Annotated in this window: 22 protein-coding genes; 13 read left to right on the plus strand and 9 right to left on the minus strand. The window is 68.8% G+C overall.

The features are described 5' to 3' along the window. Positions 1 to 25: 25 nt before the first annotated feature. Positions 26 to 199 (minus strand): Flp family type IVb pilin, encoded by a 174-nt coding sequence (locus BRESU_RS00985; protein ID WP_013267615.1) that lies wholly within the window; start codon positions 197 to 199, stop codon positions 26 to 28. A gap of 26 nt (positions 200 to 225) precedes the next feature. After that, a complete protein-coding gene (locus BRESU_RS00990) occupies positions 226 to 639 on the minus strand; it encodes a (deoxy)nucleoside triphosphate pyrophosphohydrolase (RefSeq protein ID WP_013267616.1) in 414 nt (137 codons plus the stop codon). A gap of 151 nt (positions 640 to 790) precedes the next feature. On the opposite strand from BRESU_RS00990, the gene BRESU_RS00995 reads away from it, so the two are divergent. The 4 genes from BRESU_RS00995 to BRESU_RS01010 all read left to right on the plus strand — a co-directional run bounded on the left by BRESU_RS00995 (position 791) and on the right by BRESU_RS01010 (position 3356). Beyond that, on the plus strand, positions 791 to 1234 hold the full coding sequence (locus BRESU_RS00995; protein WP_013267617.1) for a DUF350 domain-containing protein: 444 nt from the start codon (positions 791 to 793) through the stop codon (positions 1232 to 1234). Positions 1235 to 1241: 7 nt separating this feature from the next. After that, positions 1242 to 2072: a S1 family peptidase gene (locus BRESU_RS01000; RefSeq protein ID WP_013267618.1), complete on the plus strand. Its 831-nt coding sequence runs from the start codon at positions 1242 to 1244 to the stop codon at positions 2070 to 2072. Positions 2073 to 2086: 14 nt separating this feature from the next. Then, positions 2087 to 2725, plus strand: a complete 639-nt coding sequence (locus tag BRESU_RS01005) for a LysE family translocator (protein ID WP_013267619.1) — start codon at positions 2087 to 2089, stop codon at positions 2723 to 2725. A gap of 82 nt (positions 2726 to 2807) precedes the next feature. After that, a complete protein-coding gene (locus tag BRESU_RS01010; protein ID WP_013267620.1) occupies positions 2808 to 3356 on the plus strand; it encodes a CC0125/CC1285 family lipoprotein in 549 nt (182 codons plus the stop codon). Between the two features lie 20 nt (positions 3357 to 3376). On the opposite strand, the gene BRESU_RS01015 is transcribed toward BRESU_RS01010, so the two are convergent. After that, positions 3377 to 4117, minus strand: coding sequence for a DUF6065 family protein (locus BRESU_RS01015; RefSeq protein WP_013267621.1), 741 nt, complete (start codon positions 4115 to 4117; stop codon positions 3377 to 3379). A gap of 50 nt (positions 4118 to 4167) precedes the next feature. On the opposite strand from BRESU_RS01015, the gene BRESU_RS01020 reads away from it, so the two are divergent. The 6 genes from BRESU_RS01020 to BRESU_RS01045 all read left to right on the plus strand — a co-directional run bounded on the left by BRESU_RS01020 (position 4168) and on the right by BRESU_RS01045 (position 8233). Next, a complete protein-coding gene (locus tag BRESU_RS01020; protein ID WP_013267622.1) occupies positions 4168 to 4674 on the plus strand; it encodes a prolyl-tRNA synthetase associated domain-containing protein in 507 nt (168 codons plus the stop codon). A 65-nt stretch (positions 4675 to 4739) separates the two neighbouring features. Beyond that, positions 4740 to 5642, plus strand: a complete 903-nt coding sequence (locus BRESU_RS01025) for a thioredoxin family protein (protein ID WP_013267623.1) — start codon at positions 4740 to 4742, stop codon at positions 5640 to 5642. A gap of 13 nt (positions 5643 to 5655) precedes the next feature. After that, the gene (locus tag BRESU_RS01030; protein ID WP_013267624.1) at positions 5656 to 6315 is read left to right on the plus strand and encodes an LON peptidase substrate-binding domain-containing protein; all 660 of its coding nucleotides are present in this window, start codon (positions 5656 to 5658) and stop codon (positions 6313 to 6315) included. A 122-nt stretch (positions 6316 to 6437) separates the two neighbouring features. After that, entirely contained in the window at positions 6438 to 6632 is a 195-nt protein-coding gene (locus BRESU_RS01035; RefSeq protein ID WP_013267625.1) for a Trm112 family protein, read from the plus strand. 17 nt (positions 6633 to 6649) lie between these two features. After that, positions 6650 to 7255: an alpha-ketoglutarate-dependent dioxygenase AlkB gene (locus BRESU_RS01040; protein ID WP_013267626.1), complete on the plus strand. Its 606-nt coding sequence runs from the start codon at positions 6650 to 6652 to the stop codon at positions 7253 to 7255. Positions 7256 to 7327: 72 nt separating this feature from the next. Further along, positions 7328 to 8233 (plus strand): dienelactone hydrolase family protein, encoded by a 906-nt coding sequence (locus BRESU_RS01045; RefSeq protein WP_013267627.1) that lies wholly within the window; start codon positions 7328 to 7330, stop codon positions 8231 to 8233. A gap of 9 nt (positions 8234 to 8242) precedes the next feature. Here BRESU_RS01045 and grpE read toward each other — a convergent pair whose 3' ends face one another. Both grpE and hrcA read right to left on the minus strand, forming a co-directional pair. Then, on the minus strand, positions 8243 to 8872 hold the full coding sequence (gene grpE / locus BRESU_RS01050; RefSeq protein WP_013267628.1) for a nucleotide exchange factor GrpE: 630 nt from the start codon (positions 8870 to 8872) through the stop codon (positions 8243 to 8245). Beyond that, entirely contained in the window at positions 8869 to 9966 is a 1098-nt protein-coding gene (gene hrcA, locus BRESU_RS01055; RefSeq protein WP_050762530.1) for a heat-inducible transcriptional repressor HrcA, read from the minus strand. The genes grpE and hrcA overlap by 4 nt, the downstream gene beginning before the upstream one ends. Before the next feature lie 70 nt (positions 9967 to 10036). Here hrcA and rph point away from each other — a divergent pair, with 70 nt between their 5' ends. The 3 genes from rph (at position 10037) to BRESU_RS16715 (ending at position 11701) form a co-directional block, all read left to right on the plus strand. Beyond that, complete coding sequence (rph, locus tag BRESU_RS01060; protein WP_013267630.1) at positions 10037 to 10765, plus strand: ribonuclease PH; 729 nt, start codon at positions 10037 to 10039, stop codon at positions 10763 to 10765. A 78-nt stretch (positions 10766 to 10843) separates the two neighbouring features. Next, positions 10844 to 11233, plus strand: coding sequence for a hypothetical protein (locus BRESU_RS01065; protein ID WP_013267631.1), 390 nt, complete (start codon positions 10844 to 10846; stop codon positions 11231 to 11233). Positions 11234 to 11248: 15 nt separating this feature from the next. Beyond that, positions 11249 to 11701: a DUF7079 family protein gene (locus tag BRESU_RS16715; RefSeq protein ID WP_156796086.1), complete on the plus strand. Its 453-nt coding sequence runs from the start codon at positions 11249 to 11251 to the stop codon at positions 11699 to 11701. Positions 11702 to 11765: 64 nt separating this feature from the next. On the opposite strand, the gene pnp is transcribed toward BRESU_RS16715, so the two are convergent. From pnp to rbfA, 4 genes are all read right to left on the minus strand, one after another. Then, positions 11766 to 14012: a polyribonucleotide nucleotidyltransferase gene (gene pnp, locus BRESU_RS01075; protein WP_041761813.1), complete on the minus strand. Its 2247-nt coding sequence runs from the start codon at positions 14010 to 14012 to the stop codon at positions 11766 to 11768. Between the two features lie 247 nt (positions 14013 to 14259). Continuing rightward, entirely contained in the window at positions 14260 to 14529 is a 270-nt protein-coding gene (rpsO, locus tag BRESU_RS01080) for a 30S ribosomal protein S15 (RefSeq protein ID WP_013267634.1), read from the minus strand. 11 nt (positions 14530 to 14540) lie between these two features. After that, complete coding sequence (truB, locus tag BRESU_RS01085; RefSeq protein WP_013267635.1) at positions 14541 to 15473, minus strand: tRNA pseudouridine(55) synthase TruB; 933 nt, start codon at positions 15471 to 15473, stop codon at positions 14541 to 14543. A 184-nt stretch (positions 15474 to 15657) separates the two neighbouring features. After that, entirely contained in the window at positions 15658 to 16101 is a 444-nt protein-coding gene (gene rbfA, locus BRESU_RS01090) for a 30S ribosome-binding factor RbfA (RefSeq protein WP_013267637.1), read from the minus strand. Positions 16102 to 16105 lie beyond the last annotated feature (4 nt).

Below are 16105 nucleotides of genomic sequence, written 5' to 3' on the forward strand. Positions count from 1 at the left end.
TGCGGGGTTACAGCGGCCGCTCGGCTCAGCCGGCGGCGGCCGTCATGGCCTCGCTCGCCCGGTTGAACATCACGATGACCTTGTCGGAAAAGGCCGTGGCACCCGCCACGATGACGAGGAAGATCGCGCCGACGATCATGCCGTATTCGATCGCCGTGGCGCCACGCTCGTCGCTCAGGAAGCGGCGGATCAGGGACATGGTCACGCACCTTTCCTTCGATGGCCTCAGAGCAGGTCCCTCAGCCAGGCCACGAGCGGGGCATCGGCCGGGGGCATGGGGTAGTCCGTCAACGCATTCGGCCGGACCCAGGCCAGGGCCGCGTGCTCGCGCGCGACGACCAGGCCGGACCACCGCCGACACAGATATAGTGGCATCAACAGGTGAAACGATTCGTAAGCGTGGCTGGCGAAAACGAACGGGGCCAGACAGGCCTCCTGCACATCGATGCCCAGCTCCTCGTTCAGCTCGCGGATCAGGGCCGCTTCGGGCCGCTCGCCCGGCTCGACCTTGCCGCCCGGAAACTCCCACAGCCCCGCCAGCGCCTTGCCCTCCGGACGTTTGGCGATCAGCACCCGGCCGTCCACATCGACGAGGGCGGCGGCAACGACGAGAACGACAGGCAGCGGAGCATCGGTCATGGCGGCCCCCATACCGGTTCGCGTAACGGGACTGCAATCATTGGTCACGCAGTGTGGCTGCCGCGTCCTTGCCGATCGTGGCCACAATCGGGCAAGACGTTTTGCTTTCGTTCCTCCTGCCGACCCACCGCCCCGCACACCCTGAGGCCTCATGGCTCCGTCGACCCTGTCCGAGACCCTGACCAGCCCCGAAGTCCAGGCCTTCGCCAGCGGATTTCCGGTTCTGGTCCTGCATATGGTGGTGACCTTCGCCCTCTTGGGCGCGGGTGCGGTCGTCTATGGCCTGCTGACGCCCTGGAAGGAGATCGCCCTGATCCGCGAGGGCAATGCGGCGGCCGGCGTCGCGTTCGGTGGGGTGCTGGTCGGGCTGGCCATTCCCCTGGCCGTGTCCATGTCGGTCTCGACCTCGGTCGTCGACATCGCCCTGTGGGGGGTGGCGACCCTGGTGTTGCAGCTGCTGGCATTCCGGGTCGTCGATCTTCTGCTGACCGGCCTGCCCCAGCGCATCCAGGAGGGCGAGGTCTCGGCCGCGGTGCTGCTGGTCTCGGCCAAGCTGGCGACCGCCCTGATCCTCGCCGCCGCCCTGACGGGCTGAGGTCCCGGTGAACCTGCCCCGCCCCGCCGATCTGCTGCTCTATGCCGGCGCGGGCTCCCTGCTCGTCTTCGCATCGCTGGCCCAGCGCGAGAATGCCGACGCCCCGCCCGCGCCCCCGCCGCCCGACGCCATCGAGGGCGCCCTGCTGGGTCCGATCACGCCCTTCGACCCGTCCATCACCGTGGTCGCGCCCGACATCCCCTTCCAGCCCGCGTCGGGCACCGCCTTCTCCATCGCGGGCGACGGACGCTGGCTGACGGCCAAGCACGTCGTGGAGGGATGCCGTCGGCCCGCCCTGGTCGTCGGGGGCGGGCGGGCGGTGGCCGCCGACGTCCGCCTGTCGCCGCGAGCGGACATCGCTCTGTTGATCACCGCAGGCGGCCCGCCCGCCCTGCCGGTCACCACTGTGGCGCCCCTGCGGGTCGGCCAGCGCGCCTTCCATCCCGGCTTTCCGCAAGGGTCGGCCGGAGAGGTGGCGTCCCGGCTGCTGGGCCGCGAGGTGCTGCACGTCCGGGGTCGGGGCAGCCGCGACGAGCCGGTCCTCGCCTGGGCCGAGGTCGGGCGGACGGAGGGGCTGGACGGAACCCTGGCCGGTCTGTCGGGCGCTCCCGCCATGGACCGGCGCGGCCGGGTGGTCGGGGTCACGATCGCCGAGGCCCCGCGTCGAGGCCGCATCTACACCACCTCTCCCGACACGCTCGGCCCGGCCATCCGGGGCGAGCAGTCGCCGGACGAGCCTCTGCTCAGCGAACCGGTCACCACCGAGAACTATGGCCGCGTCGCCGACGACCTGCGGCGTGACCTGCGGGTGGCGCAGGTCGTCTGCCTGTCCGCCTGATCGATCGCCTGTCGATGACGCTGCCGGTCGATCCGCACCTGTTCTGGGTCTTCGTCGGGGTGATGACCGTCCTGGCCGTCACCCCGGGCCCCGCCAATCTTTTCTCGGTCGCCACCGGCATGGAAAGGGGGCGGCGCGCGGCCCTGATCGCGGTCCTCGGCATGAATGCCGCGACCCTGGTCTGGTTCGCCGCCGCGGCCCTGGGACTCGGCGCGCTGGTCGCGGCCTTTCCGGACGTTTTCAGGATCATCGCGATTGGCGGAGCCCTGTATGTCGCCTGGCTGGGCGTGTCGGCCCTGCGCGGGGCATTCCGTCCCCCGTCCCCGCCGGCTGCCACCGAAGGCCGCATCCACCCGCGCCGTCCGGCCTTCGTCGACGGGTTCCTGGTTCAGCTGGCCAATCCCAAGATCGTCCTGTTCTTTTCGGCCGTCCTGCCGCCGTTCATGGACGCCGCACGGCCCGCCGCGCCCCAGTTGGCCGTCTTCGCCTGCGTCGTCGTCGGCATGGACCTGATCACCATGAGCGCCTACGGTCTGGGGGGCGCAGCCCTGGCCCGACGCATGAACGAACCCCGGTTCCGGCGGGCGTTCGGCGTCTTCGTCGGGGGCCTGCTCCTCGCCGCCGCCGCTCTGATTATTTCGCGTTTAGAATGACTTGCCTATGCCGGGAACGGAGACGTTCATGTCCCGTTCAGGTGCAAAGGCGGATTTTCCCTCCTCCTTGTGGAGTCCTTCGATGAAAACCCCGACCAAGACCCTTCTGCTGGTCGCCGCGGCCGCCCTGACCCTCGGGGCGTGCGCCACCGCGACGCCCTACGCCCCGGCCGGAGCCAATGGCCAGCGCGGCGGCTATGCCGAGCAGCGGCTCGAGACCGACCGCTACCGAGTCAGCTTCGCCGGCAACTCGGTGACCTCGCGCGAGCAGGTCGAAATGTCGCTCCTGCTGCGCGCCGCCGAACTGACGGCCGAAAGCGGCTTCGACTGGTTCTCGACCGCCAACCGCGCCACCGATCGCGACACCCGCTACCAGACGATCGGCGACCCCTTCTTCGATCGCTATCGCTACTGGGGCCCGTCGTGGCGCTACTACGGCCGGCGCGGCTGGAGCCCGTGGGGTGATCCCTTCTGGGGCCGCAACGACTTCGACGTTCGCCAGGTCGACCGCTACGAGGCGACGGCCGAGATCGTCATGGGTCGCGGAGCAAAGCCCGCCGGCGACGCCAATGCGTTCGACGCCCGCGAGGTCATCGCCAACATCGGCAGCCGCGTCACCCGCCCTATGTGAGTCTGAAGTCCCGGGTCGGCTCAGCCGACCCGGGGCGTCTTCAGCCGACGCTTGTTGGCATGGGTGTCCGGGGCCGACCCCAGGGCTTCCGGGATCTCACCCTTGAAGTAGAACCGCTGCCAGGCCTCCTTGGCGGCATCCGGATCGCCCGACGCCAGGCGGGTGTTGAAGTCGGTCCTCTGGCGGTTCCAGGCCTCGAACTGCCCTTTCATCACCGGGTTGGACTCCAGCGTCCGGATCACCGGCTGCACCGCCTCCATCTTCCGGTGCTCGACCAGGTTGATGAAGCAGAACGGCTCGCCCCGTTCGAATTTGATCCGGCCGGGCCGGGTGAAGATCCAGTTCATCGTGAAAGGGAACGGCAGCCAGTCCGTCTCGATCAGCCCGACCAGGGCCTGAATGCCGTCCTTCACATGGTTGGGACTGCCCGAACAGATCATCCCCCAGCCCGGCGGCGTGCGGAACAGATACTGCGGATGCATGGTCAGGACGCCGCGCGAGAAGTGCGAGGTGACGAAATGGTCCAGTTCCGGCTGCGGCCGTTCCGGCGTGATCGTGATGTCGGACTGCGACGGCCCGCCGTTCCACTCGGCGGTGAAGGTGAAAGGGCACAGGATCTCCCAGCCCGTCGTATTGGCCATGGTCAGCGGCAGGCAGCGATAGGGATGCCGGCTGACGAAGGCGTCCATCCAGTTCCGCGATTGACGTCCCGGCACCATGTCCGGCGGCCGCGACGACATCGGGTAGCATTCCAGTTCCAAGGCGACGCATCCTTCGGTATCGAACAGGCCGAACCCTAGCCCGGCGACCCATGACCCCTCAACCGCTGCATGATCGCGACAGCCTCCTGCCGTGGATGGCCGGACAGGGCATCCCGCAGGCGACGACGGACCACGCCGCCGTGTTCCGTGTGGAAGAGGGCCTCGAACTCAAGGCCGCCCTGCCGGGGGCCCATACCAAGAACCTGTTCCTGAAGGACAAGAAGGCGCGGCTCTGGCTGATCTCGGCCCGGCAGGACACGGTCATCGACCTGAAGGCTGCGCCCCGGATCATCGGCTCGGACCGCCTGTCGTTCGGCAACGAGAGCCTGATGTGGGACACCTTGGGCGTGCGACCCGGATCGGTCACGGCGCTCGGCCTCATCAACGACGTCGACCGGCGCGTGACCTTCGTGCTGGACCGTCGCCTGTGGGAGGCCGACATCGTCAACTTCCACCCCCTGACCAATACCGCGACGACCGCCCTGTCGCAGGCCGCCTTCCGCCAGTTCCTGACCGCGATCGGTCGTGAACCGCTCGTGATCGCCTTCGACGCTTGAGTCTGGGGCCCCCCGCGACCATCTGAGACCTTCCGCGTTATCCTGGACTGCAGCAGAGACCTCCGATGAGCCTTGTCGATCCCACCCCGACCGCCGGCGCCGATGACCTGATCAAGGACGGATCCGACGCCGGCTTCATGGCCGACGTCATCGCCCAGTCGAAGATCCAGCCCGTCATCGTCGACTTCTGGGCCACCTGGTGCGGCCCGTGCCGGACCCTGACGCCCGCGCTGGAGAAACAGGTCCGGGCCGCCGGCGGCGCGGTCAAGCTGGTCAAGATCGACGTCGACAAGAACCCCGCCTACGCCGGCCAGCTGCGCGTCCAGTCGATCCCCACCGTCTATGCCTTCGTCGACGGCCAGCCGGTCGACGGCTTCCAGGGCGCTGTGCCGGAAAGCCAGATCAAGGCCTTCATCGAAAAGCTGTCGGGCGGCGCGGGCGTGAACACCGACGTCCAGCAGCTGCTGGCCCTGGGCGAGGAATCGCTCGGGCTGGACGACTTCGGGGGCGCGGCCCAGGCCTTCGCCCACGTCCTGACCATGGAGCCCGAGAACGAGGACGCCATCGCCGGCATGGCGCGTGTCTATCTGGCCGGGGGCGACGCCGACCAGGCGCGCCAGACCATTGCGATGGCTCCGGCCGACTCGAAGAACGCCGCGGTCGTCAGCCTGCGCGCCAAGCTGGCTCTGGCCTCGGCCGCGCCCGCCAGCGAGACCGAGGCGCTGGAAGCCGCCCTCCGGGCCAATCCCGCAGATCATCAGGCCCGCTACGACCTGTCGCTGGCCCAGGCCGCCGCCGGCGACCTGAAGGGGGCCGCGACCAGCCTGCTGGACATCATCCAGGCCGATCTGGAGTGGAACGACCAGGCCGCGCGCAAGCAGCTGCTGGTGGTGTTCGAGGCGGCCGGCCTGTCGTCCGACATCGCAAAGGACGGCCGCCGCCGCCTGTCCTCGATCCTGTTTGCTTAGAGAAGGCGCGACGATGGCCCAGGGCTATGTGAAGGCTGTCGACCTGCCGCAGGTCATTCCGGTGTTTCCCCTGCCGGGATCCATCCTGCTGCCGCGCGGCCAGCTGCCTCTGAACATCTTCGAGCCGCGCTATCTGAACATGATCGACGACGCCATGGCGGGCGACCGGATCATCGGCCTGATCCAGCCCGTCGGCGGGCCGCGCCCCCTGCCCAGCCTGTCGGCCGTGGGGTGCGCCGGTCGGATCACCAGTTTCGCCGAGACGTCCGACGGCCGGTATCTCGTGACCCTGACGGGCGTCGCCCGCTTCCGCGTCGCGTCGGAACTGCCGACCCAGACCCCCTATCGTCAGGTCCGCGCGATCTTCGCCCCGTTCGAAGCCGACCTGACCGCGCCCACGGGCGGCGAGGGGTTCCAACGCGAAACCTTCCTTGCGGCCCTGCGGGCCTATCTGGAACGCCGCCAGCTGGAGATCGACTGGGAGACCGCCGAGGCCGCCCCGCAGGAGGCTCTGGTCAACAGCCTTTCCATGGCCCTGCCGTTCGAAGGCCCCGAGAAACAGGCCCTGCTGGAGTCCCTGAGCCTGGACGACCGCGTCGCCGTCCTCACCGCCCTGATGCGCATCGACGCGGCCGAACCCGGCGACGGCGACAGCCCCACGGCGATGCAGTAAGAAGGGCGCTAACGCTCACGACGCGGTCGTTCGCGGCGTGAGCGCAGACTTCATTTTCCAAGGCCGCAGGGATCGGGCTCAAGCAGCGAGCGCCCGCGGCGCGAGCGGTAGCCCACCAGACAATGTCCGATACCTTCAACACCCCCTCCTCCGTCGATCCCCGCCTGCTGGAGGTGCTGGTCTGCCCCGTCACGCGCGGCAGGCTGGACTATGACCGCGCGGCCAACGAGCTGATCTCGAAGAGCGCGAAACTGGCCTTCCCCATCCGCGACGGCGTGCCGATCATGCTGCCGGAAGAGGCGCGGGCGCTGGACTGATCCGGCGCGGCCCCGCGATGGAGCCGTTTCCCGACCTGCCCGGCTTCCGCTACTGGCCCGGCGCGCTCGATCCGGCGGCGCAGGCGGACCTGCTGGCCGAGGTCCAGACGACGATCGCGGCCGCGCCCTTCTACCGGCCGGTCACGCCAGGCGGAAAGCCGTTCTCCGTCCGCATGACCAATCTCGGCCGGGTCGGCTGGGTCTCGGACCGCGCGGGCTATCGCTACCAGCCGACCCACCCTGAGACCGGCGCGCCCTGGCCAGCGATCCCCGCGCGCCTGCTGGACCTGTGGAACACCCTGACCGACGGCAGCGCCCCGCCCGATGCCTGTCTGGTCAACCTGTATCGCGAGACCGCCCGCATGGGCCTGCACCAGGACCGGGACGAGGCCGACCTGACCGCGCCCGTCGTGTCCGTGTCGCTGGGGGACACCGCCCTGTTCCGGATCGGCGCGGCCGAAGGCGGACCCACACGGTCGATCCGCCTCGCGTCCGGCGACGTCTGCGCCCTGACCGGCGCGTCGCGTCTGGCGCGCCACGGCATCGACCGCCTTCTGGTCGGGTCGTCGAAACTTCTTGGCGACGGCGGGCGTATCAATCTGACGCTGCGGCGCGCGACCTGAGGCCGCAGTCCGCGGCGACTCGACCCCGTGCCCCCAGCCGCCACACTCGCCCGAGCCCCGAGAGGAAATCCCATGACCCTGCTGACCCGTCCCGAAGGCCTGACCGCCGAAGACCTGAAACTGTCGCGCCGGGGCCTGGGGGCCCTGACGGTCGGGGCCGCCGTGTTTACCGGCTATGCGCCCGCCGCCCTGTCGCAGTCGGCCCAGCCGATCGTCACCGATACCGCGGGGCTGGAGGTCGGCATGGTCACCTGTCCGGCCCCGGACGGGTTCGCCCTGCCGGCCTATGTCGCGCGCCCGGAAGGGGACGGCCCGTATCCCCTGGTCATCGTGGTGTCCGAGATCTTCGGCCTGCATGCCTATATCCAGGACGTCTGCCGCCGCCTGGCCAAACAGGGCTACGCCGCCATCGCCCCGGCCTTCTTCGTGCGCGTCGAGGACCCCGCGCCCCTGACCGACTTCCAGCGCATCCAGGCGATCGTCGGCGCCGCGGGCTACGAACAGGTCATGGGCGACATCGACGCCACCCTGGGCTGGGCCTCGGGCCAGCTATGGGCCAATGACGACAAGGTGGGCATCACCGGCTTCTGCTGGGGCGGCAAGGTCGTCTGGCAGGCCGCGGCGCGCTTCGCCGCCATCGACGCGGGGGTGGCCTGGTACGGCCGCCTGGCCCCCTCGCCGACCGCGACCCCGGCCCAGATCGAGAGCGGCCGCCCGTATCCCGTCGATCTGGCGGCCGACCTGAAGGGCGTGGTGATCGGCAACTACGGCGGGCTGGACCAGGGCATCCCCAATGACACGGTCGCCGCGATGCAGGCGGCCCTGACCACGGCCGGCGCGACCGAAAGCGGCATCAAGCTGTATCCCGACGCCGAGCACGGCTTTCACGCCGACTACCGCCCCAGCTACAACGCCGCCGACGCCGCTGACGGCTGGGCCCGCCTGACGGCCCTGTTCGAGGCGAAGCTGAAGGCCTAGGTCGAACCCCTAGGCCTGGCCGTCGAAGGTGCCGCCGCTGCCGTCCGGCGCGGCGGCATAGGGGTTCGCGCCCTGGGCCCCGGAGCCCTTGGCCGCCACCACGACCATGGCGGGGCGCACCGTACGCCCGAACAGCTCGTATCCCGCCTGCATCGTCTGCAGGACGGTGCCGCCGGGGGCCTCGGTCGAGGGCTGTTCCATCATGGCCTGATGCAGGTGCGGATCGAAGGCGTCGCCCAGGCCCGGGGCCAGCCGCTTCAGCCCGTTGGTCTCGAACGCCTGCAGCAGGGACTTCTGGGTCAGCTCCAGCCCGTTGATCAGGCCCGCCGCGGCACTGTCCGCATCCTTGGGCGCCGCCATCAGGGCGCGCTCCAGATTGTCGGCCACGCCCAGCAGGTCCTTGGCGAAGCGCTGGATGGCGAAGGCCCGCGCGTCGTTCATCTGGGTTTCGGTGCGCCGCTTGACGTTGTCAGCCTCGGCCGCCGCCCGCATGGCGCGGTCCTTCCACAGATCGCGGTCGGCGATCATGGCGTCCAGCGGGGCCAGGTTGTCCGGATCGGCGTCCAGACCGGCCTCGGCATTGGCCAGGGCCTCGTCCAGCTGGGCTTCGAGATCGTTCGGGTTGGTCGTATCGGTCACGTGTCTTGTCCGTCCAGTATGCGGCCCAGCACCCGGGCGGTGTAGTCCACCAACGGGATGATGCGGGCATAGTTCAGTCGAGCGGGTCCGATCACGCCGATGGCGCCCAGAACCCGCTGGCGGCCCGTCATATAGGGTGCTGCGACCACAGCGGAACCCGAAAGCGAAAACAACCGCGTCTCCGCCCCGATAAAGATGCGCACCCCCTGGGCCGCATTGACCCCGTCCAGCAAGCCGATCAGCTGTTCCTTCTGTTCCAGGTCGTCGAACAGGACGCGCACCCGTTCCAGATCCTCGCTGGCGCCGGCGTCCTGCAGCAGGTTGGCGCGGCCGCGCACGATCAGCGACCGCTCCCGGTCCGGCCCGCCCGACCAGGCCGCCAGACCGTCCTCGACCAGCCGGGCGGCGGCGGCGTTCAGCTCCTGGCGCGCGGCGGCCAGCTCGGCCCCCATCTCGCTGCGCGCCTCGGCCAGCGGCCGGCCCTTGAGCCGCGCGTTCAGGAAGTTGGAGGCCTCCTGCAGGGTCGAGGGCGTCACCCCCGCCGCCAGGGTCATGATCCGGTTCTCGACCGAGCCGTCGTCGCCGACCAGCACCGCCAGGGCCTGATCGGTCCCCAGCGCCACGAACTCGACATGCTTGACCCCGGCGTCGCGGATCGGGGTCGCCACGATCCCCGCGCCCCCGGCCAGCCCGGACAGCAGCGACGTCGCCTCGTCCAGCGCCTCCTCGAACCCCTTGCCGCGTCCGGCAAGCCGCCCGTCGATCTCGCGGCGCTCCTCGGTGCCGATGTCGCCGATCTCGAGCAGGCCGTCGACGAACAGCCTGAGGCCCGCGTGGGTCGGGATCCGCCCGGCCGACGTATGCGGTGCCGCCAGCAACCCCGCCAGCGTCAGGTCCTGCATCGTGTTCCGGATCGAAGCGGGCGACAGCTGCACCCCGCCGCGCGAGACCGTGCGCGATCCGACCGGCTCGCCCGTCTCCAGATAGGTCTCCACCACCCGCCGGAAGATGTCGCGGGCGCGCGCGTCCAGCGCCGTCAGCCCGGCCGCGGGGCCGGCCTGGTTGGCGAACGGGGACGGGTGGGGGGCATACAGGCTCACCCTTTCAGGATAAGCAGCCCGGCCCGATACGCCAACGCATTCGCACGTCCTCAGGAAATCCCCCATGCGCCCCTCCGACCGCACCCCCGAACAGCTCCGCGCCGTGACGCTGGAGACCGGCGTCAACCGCTATGCCGAGGGCTCCTGCCTGGTCTCGTTCGGCCATACGAAGGTGCTGGTGACCGCCTCGGTCGAGGAGAACGTCCCCGGCTGGATGCGGGGCAAGGGCGCGGGCTGGGTCACGGCCGAATACGGCATGCTGCCCCGCGCCACCCACACCCGCGGCCGCCGCGAGGCCGCCGCGGGCAAGCAGACGGGCCGGACGCAGGAAATTCAACGGTTGATCGGCCGCAGCCTTCGCGCCGTCGTCGACCTGAAGGCCCTCGGCGAGCGTCAGGTCCTGATCGACTGTGACGTCATCCAGGCCGACGGCGGCACCCGCACCGCCTCCATCACCGGGGCCTGGGTCGCCATGGCCACGGCGCTGAACTACCTGCGCGCCGAGGGCGTGATGAAGGTCGATCCGATCCTGGACCAGGTCGCCGCCGTCTCCTGCGGGATCTTCGCCGACACGCCCGTTCTGGACCTCGACTACGAGGAAGACTCCAACGCCGAGGCCGACGGCAACTTCGTCCTGACCGGATCGGGCACCATCGTCGAGATCCAGGCGACCGGCGAGAAGCGCGGCTTCAGCCGTCCCGAGTTCGACCGGCTGTTCCAGCTGGCTGAACTGGGCTGCAACGACCTGTTCGCGTTGCAGCGCGCCGCCGTGGCCGCGGCCGCCGCGCGCTAGAACGGGAGATCGAGGCAGGGGGCTTTGCAGAGGGCGGGAAGCGGCGCATCGTCGCGCTTTCCCGCCCGGAGACGGCCCATGACCCGCCTGACCGCGTCCCTCGCCCTGATCGCCGCCCTTGCCCTGGCCGCCTGCCAGCCACCGGCCGACGCGCCTGCGACGGAGACCTCTTCCGACGCGGCCGTCGCTCCGGTCCAGTCGACGGCCGAGATGCCCGCCGATGCGCCGCCCCAGGAAGAGGCCATGGCACCGGAAGGCGAACCGTCCGCCGCGGCGGCCGGAAGCTGCACCGCCGAGGTCGGCGAGGCGGCGGCCGTGCGACTGGCCGAGCGCTGCACCATGGTCAGCCCGGCCAGCCACCCGCCCTGCAACCCCGACAACGCCTGCGCCCTGATCCAGGGCGAGATCGACCGCGCCTGCGGCCAGTATGGTCCTGGCGAGACCAAGCCTGGCGAGTGCTCTGCGTGATCGCCTGACGTGAGAGTGGGCGAACCTCTATCTCCGGAGGAGACCGCACGCCGCGCTCCGCTGTGGGTCGCCCTTTCCGACCTGTTTCTCGATACGGAGATCCAGGCCGTTCACTATGAGGGGATTCTCAAGGCAGCACGTTCCGGCGGCTTTGAACCGAACGAGGTGATCGGGATACTGAACGAAGAGGTGGCGCCCGTCCTCGGCTTCAATCTCATGCAGATCGCCGGAGAGTGGGCCATGTTCGACCCTGATTGGGTCGTGAGCCGGGTGAGCGCCCGCCTGGCAACGAAGCCGGCAAGACACTTGCTCAAGCTTCGGCGGTGGCCCGAGCTTGAACGAGTCCTGAAAGGCGATTCGATAGAGCAGGTCCTGGCCGCCGAAGGCGGTCGAAAGACGCCAAACGCCCATCTGGTCTGGTGGGTCTTGGCTGCCGCCCTGATAGCTGTGGTCGCCTGGCACCTGTGACGCCATAGAAAAGGCCCCGCTGTCGCCAGCGGGGCCTCGTTTCATTCAGCGATGACGCGACGGATCAGTCGCGACGGCTGCGGCCGCGACCGCGATCGCCACCACGGTCTCCGCCGCCTTCACGCTTCTTGCCGCCACCGCCGGTGTCTTCCGTCAGGGGGGCTTCGCCGCGTTCGGCGCGCTCGGCATTGATCTTGTCGGTCAGGTCCTCACCCGTCGACTGGTCGACGACCTTCATCGACAGCTTGGTCTTGCCGCGATCGTCGAAGCCCAGGAACTTGACCTTGACCTCCTGGCCTTCCGACAGGACGTCGGCCGGGTTGGCGACGCGTTCCAGAGCGATCTGGGACACGTGGACCAGGCCGTCCTTGGCCCCGAAGAAGTTCACGAAGGCGCCGAAGTCGACGACCTTCACGACCTTGCCGGAGTAGATCATGCCGGGCTCGGGCTCGGACACGATGGACGAGATCCAATTCTTGGCGGCGTCGATCTTCTCTTGATCCGAGGCAGCGATCTTCACCGTGCCGTCGTCCTCGATATTGATCTTGGCGCCGGTCTTCTCGACGATCTCGCGGATGATCTTGCCGCCGGTGCCGATGATGTCGCGGATCTTGTCGACCGGGACCTTGATGGATTCGATCTTCGGCGCGTATTCGCCCAGCTCGGTGCGGGCGCCGTCGATGGCCTTGTCCATCTCGTCGAGGATGTGAAGACGGCCGGCCGAGGCCTGGGCGATCGCCTTCTTCATGATCTCTTCGGTGATGCCGGCGACCTTGATGTCCATCTGCAGCGAGGTGATGCCGTCACGCGTGCCGGCGACCTTGAAGTCCATGTCGCCCAGGTGATCTTCGTCACCCAGGATGTCGGACAGGATGGCGAACTCGCCCGACGGCTCCAGGATCAGGCCCATGGCGATGCCCGAGACGGGCTTCTTCAGGGGCACGCCCGCGTCCATCAGCGCCAGCGAGGCGCCGCAGACCGAAGCCATGGAGGACGAACCGTTGGACTCGGTGATCTCCGACACGATGCGGATCGTGTAGGGGAATTCTTCCGAGGTCGGCAGCATCGGACGGATCGCCCGCCAGGCCAGCTTGCCGTGACCGATTTCCCGACGGCCCGCGCCGCCCATACGACCGGTCTCGCCGACCGAGTAGGGAGGGAAGTTGTAGTGCAGGAGGAACTTCTCCTTGTACGTCCCGGCCAGGGAGTCGACGTATTGCTCGTCCTCGCCGGTGCCCAGGGTGGCGACCACGATGGCTTGCGTTTCACCGCGGGTGAACAGAGCCGAACCGTGGGTGCGCGGGAAGATGCCGACTTCCGAGACGATGTCGCGGACCTTGTCGAGCGCACGACCGTCAACGCGATGGGCATTGTCGATGATGTCGCGACGCAGAACGTGGGCTTCGCATTCCTTCCAGGCGACGCCGAACTTGGCGGAATCGACGCCGTCCGGGTTCTCGTCGGTCTTCACCAGAGCGGCCGAGGCCTTCTTCTTGGCGGCACCGACGGCTTCATGACGGGCATGCTTGCCGGGGTGGGTGTAGGCGGCCTTGATGTCCTCGCCGACCAGCGACTGGATCTGGGTGACGACGCCCGAGTGATCCTCGGCCTGGAAGTCGAACGGATCCTTGGCGGCGTGCTCGGCCATCTCGATGATGGCGTCGATCACGGGCTGCATGCCGCGGTGGGCGAACATCAGGGCGTCCAGCATGACCTGCTCGGACAGTTCCTTGGCTTCGGATTCGACCATCATCAGGGCGTCCGAGGTGCCGGCCACGACCAGGTCGAGCTGGCTGTCGGGCATCTGGTCCAGGGTCGGGTTCAGCACGAACTCGCCGTCGATGTAGCCGACGCGCGCGGCGCCGATCGGGCCCATGAAGGGGACGCCCGACAGGGTCAGGGCGGCGGAGGTGGCGACCATGCCGACGATGTCGGGATCGTTCTCGAGGTCGTGCTGCAGCACGGTGATGACGACCTGGGTCTCGTTCTTGAAGCCCTTGACGAACAGCGGGCGGATCGGACGGTCGATCAGGCGGCTGACCAGGGTTTCCTTCTCGGTCGGACGGCCTTCACGCTTGAAATAGCCACCCGGGATCTTGCCGGCGGCGAAGGTCTTTTCCTGGTAGTTGACGGTCAGCGGGAAGAAATCCAGGCCCGGCTTGGGCGCGCGACCGTAGACGACGGTGGCCAGGACGATGGTCTCGCCATAGGTGGCCAGGACGGCGCCGTCGGCCTGGCGGGCGATGCGGCCCGTTTCCAGGGTCAGCGGGCGGCCAGCCCAGTCGATCGTCTTGCGTTTGATATCGAACATGTTTTCGTCTTTCGTATCCCGGGCGGCGTATTCCGGCCGGGGTCCCATCAGTGGGTGCGGATGCGTCGGGTGTTCAGTCCTTCGATCCAGGAATCCCCCGCCCCATGGCGAACGGTTCCTAAGGAGAGGACCGATCTGGCCCTCGCGTCAGTCTGCGCCGTACGTCCGGCGGCGCGCCGGTGGTCGTTAGGTACGGAAAGAGGCGCAGGCATGGCCCGCGCCTCAAAACCGGTATCGCGAACCGCGCTTAGCGGCGCAGGTTCAGCTTGGTGATCAGAGCGGTGTAGCGCTCGCGATCGACCTTCACGAGGTGATCCAGAAGACGACGACGCTGCGAGACCATCTTGAGCAGGCCGCGGCGCGAGTGGTTGTCCTTCTTGTGGGTCTTGAAGTGCTCGGTGAGGTTGGCGATGCGCTCCGACAGGATCGCGACCTGGACCTCGGCCGAACCGGTGTCGCCGGCGGAGCGGGCGTTCTCGGTGATGACTTCGTTCTTGCGTTCGGCAGTAATCGACATCGGGTAAACTCCTACAGGAGGTTGAAAACGCGGTCGGGTTCTAGCCGGCCGGCCCGCAACTGACCGAGAGCGACGAGGGTCTGACCCTGAAAGGCGGAAACGGTGCGCGAACCGTCCCGAAGGCGGCTCTTCAGCGTCTCGACCTGTCGGGGGAGCAGAACGATCGGTCGTCCCTGACGAAGCGAGAAGGCGTCCTGGTCCGTGACGGCCAACTCCGGGATGTCGTCCAGGGCGGTCGCAACGGGCAGTAGGCCTTCCAAGGCGGCGTCCCTATGCACCAGATCGGTCAGGAAATCCAGCGTGACGGCGTTCTCGACCGAAAACGGCCCCACCCGCTCGCGCCGCAGGGCCGAGACGTGCCCCTCGGCACCCAGCATCACCGCCAGGTCGCGCGCCAGCGACCGGACATAGACACCCTTGCCCGTGCGGATGGTCAGTTCGACGTGGTCGGCGTCCGGCGCGTCGGTGACCTCGGCCGAATGGATGGTGACCCGGCGGCTCTCCAGTTCGAAGTCGGCCCCTTCGCGCGCCAGGTCATAGGCGCGCTGGCCGTCGACCTTGATGGCGCTGAAGCGCGGCGGGGTCTGGTCGATCTCGCCGACGAAGGCCGGCAGGGCCGCCCGCACCGCCTCGACCGGGGGCCGCACGTCGGAGCGGCCGATGATCTCGCCCTCGCGGTCGACGCTGTCGGTCGAGACGCCCCAGTTGATGGTGAAGCGATAGACCTTCTCGGCCTCCATCATGAAGGGCACGGTCTTGGTCGCCTCGCCGAGCGCGATCGGCAGGATGCCCGACGCCAGCGGATCCAGCGTCCCCGCATGGCCGGCCTTCTGCGCGTCGAACAGCCGGCGGACCTTCGACACCGCGTCGGTCGATCCCAGCTCGTAGGGCTTGTCCAGACACACCCAGCCGTTGACGACGAGGCCTTTTTTCCTGCGACCCACGACTAAATCCTCCCCCGCGCAGCGGGGGAGGGGGACCGCGAAGCGGTGGAGGGGGCGAAAGCAAGCAGGGTGTCCGGGGTCGCCCCCTCCACCACGACGCAAGCGCAATGCCTGTCCTCGGGCTCGGCGAAGCCGAGACCCGGGGGCGGTCCCCCTCCCCCGTTCGCTACGCTCCGGGGGAGGATCATTCGTCTTCCTCGACCGGCGGCACGAAGGAGTCGGCCCGCACGCGCGGATCGTCCAGCAGCCGGTTCAGCCGCTCGGCGGCGGCGAAGCTCTCGTCGTGGCGGAATCGCAGGTCCGGGGTGAACCGCATGTCGATGTGCCGCCCCAGCGCCCCGCGCAGGAACTTGGCATGGGTGTTCAACGCCTTGACGATCTCGTCGATATGGCCGGCCGTGTCCGAGGTCTCGATCCCGGCCCCCAGCGGCTCGACGAAACAGGTGGCATGTTTCAGGTCGGGCGACAGCCGCACCTCGGTCACGGTCACCGACACCCCGATCAGGGCCGGATCGCGGATCTCGTTCTCGCGCATGACCTCGACCAGGGCATGGCGGATCATTTCCGAGGCGCGCAGCTGGCGCTGGCTGACCAGACCGGCGGTGGATTTGGATTTCTTGTTGGCCATGAAC

The organism is Brevundimonas subvibrioides ATCC 15264 (assembly GCF_000144605.1).
Lineage (GTDB): Bacteria > Pseudomonadota > Alphaproteobacteria > Caulobacterales > Caulobacteraceae > Brevundimonas > Brevundimonas subvibrioides.

Bases quoted from the DNA above. Each gene is read 5' to 3' on its own strand.
- BRESU_RS01025 (WP_013267623.1), top strand. From the start codon at position 4,740: ATGAGCCTTGTCGATCCCACCCCGACCGCCGGCGCCGATGACCTGATC.
- BRESU_RS01030 (WP_013267624.1), top strand. From the start codon at position 5,656: ATGGCCCAGGGCTATGTGAAGGCTGTCGACCTGCCGCAGGTCATTCCG.
- pnp (WP_041761813.1), bottom strand. From the start codon at position 14,012: ATGTTCGATATCAAACGCAAGACGATCGACTGGGCTGGCCGCCCGCTG.
- BRESU_RS00985 (WP_013267615.1), bottom strand. From the start codon at position 199: ATGTCCCTGATCCGCCGCTTCCTGAGCGACGAGCGTGGCGCCACGGCG.
- BRESU_RS01045 (WP_013267627.1), top strand. From the start codon at position 7,328: ATGACCCTGCTGACCCGTCCCGAAGGCCTGACCGCCGAAGACCTGAAA.
- BRESU_RS00995 (WP_013267617.1), top strand. From the start codon at position 791: ATGGCTCCGTCGACCCTGTCCGAGACCCTGACCAGCCCCGAAGTCCAG.
- rpsO (WP_013267634.1), bottom strand. From the start codon at position 14,529: ATGTCGATTACTGCCGAACGCAAGAACGAAGTCATCACCGAGAACGCC.
- BRESU_RS01020 (WP_013267622.1), top strand. From the start codon at position 4,168: ATGACCCCTCAACCGCTGCATGATCGCGACAGCCTCCTGCCGTGGATG.
- rbfA (WP_013267637.1), bottom strand. From the start codon at position 16,101: ATGGCCAACAAGAAATCCAAATCCACCGCCGGTCTGGTCAGCCAGCGC.
- BRESU_RS01065 (WP_013267631.1), top strand. From the start codon at position 10,844: ATGACCCGCCTGACCGCGTCCCTCGCCCTGATCGCCGCCCTTGCCCTG.
- rph (WP_013267630.1), top strand. From the start codon at position 10,037: ATGCGCCCCTCCGACCGCACCCCCGAACAGCTCCGCGCCGTGACGCTG.
- BRESU_RS01040 (WP_013267626.1), top strand. From the start codon at position 6,650: ATGGAGCCGTTTCCCGACCTGCCCGGCTTCCGCTACTGGCCCGGCGCG.
- BRESU_RS00990 (WP_013267616.1), bottom strand. From the start codon at position 639: ATGACCGATGCTCCGCTGCCTGTCGTTCTCGTCGTTGCCGCCGCCCTC.
- BRESU_RS01010 (WP_013267620.1), top strand. From the start codon at position 2,808: ATGAAAACCCCGACCAAGACCCTTCTGCTGGTCGCCGCGGCCGCCCTG.
- BRESU_RS01005 (WP_013267619.1), top strand. From the start codon at position 2,087: ATGACGCTGCCGGTCGATCCGCACCTGTTCTGGGTCTTCGTCGGGGTG.
- BRESU_RS01035 (WP_013267625.1), top strand. From the start codon at position 6,438: ATGTCCGATACCTTCAACACCCCCTCCTCCGTCGATCCCCGCCTGCTG.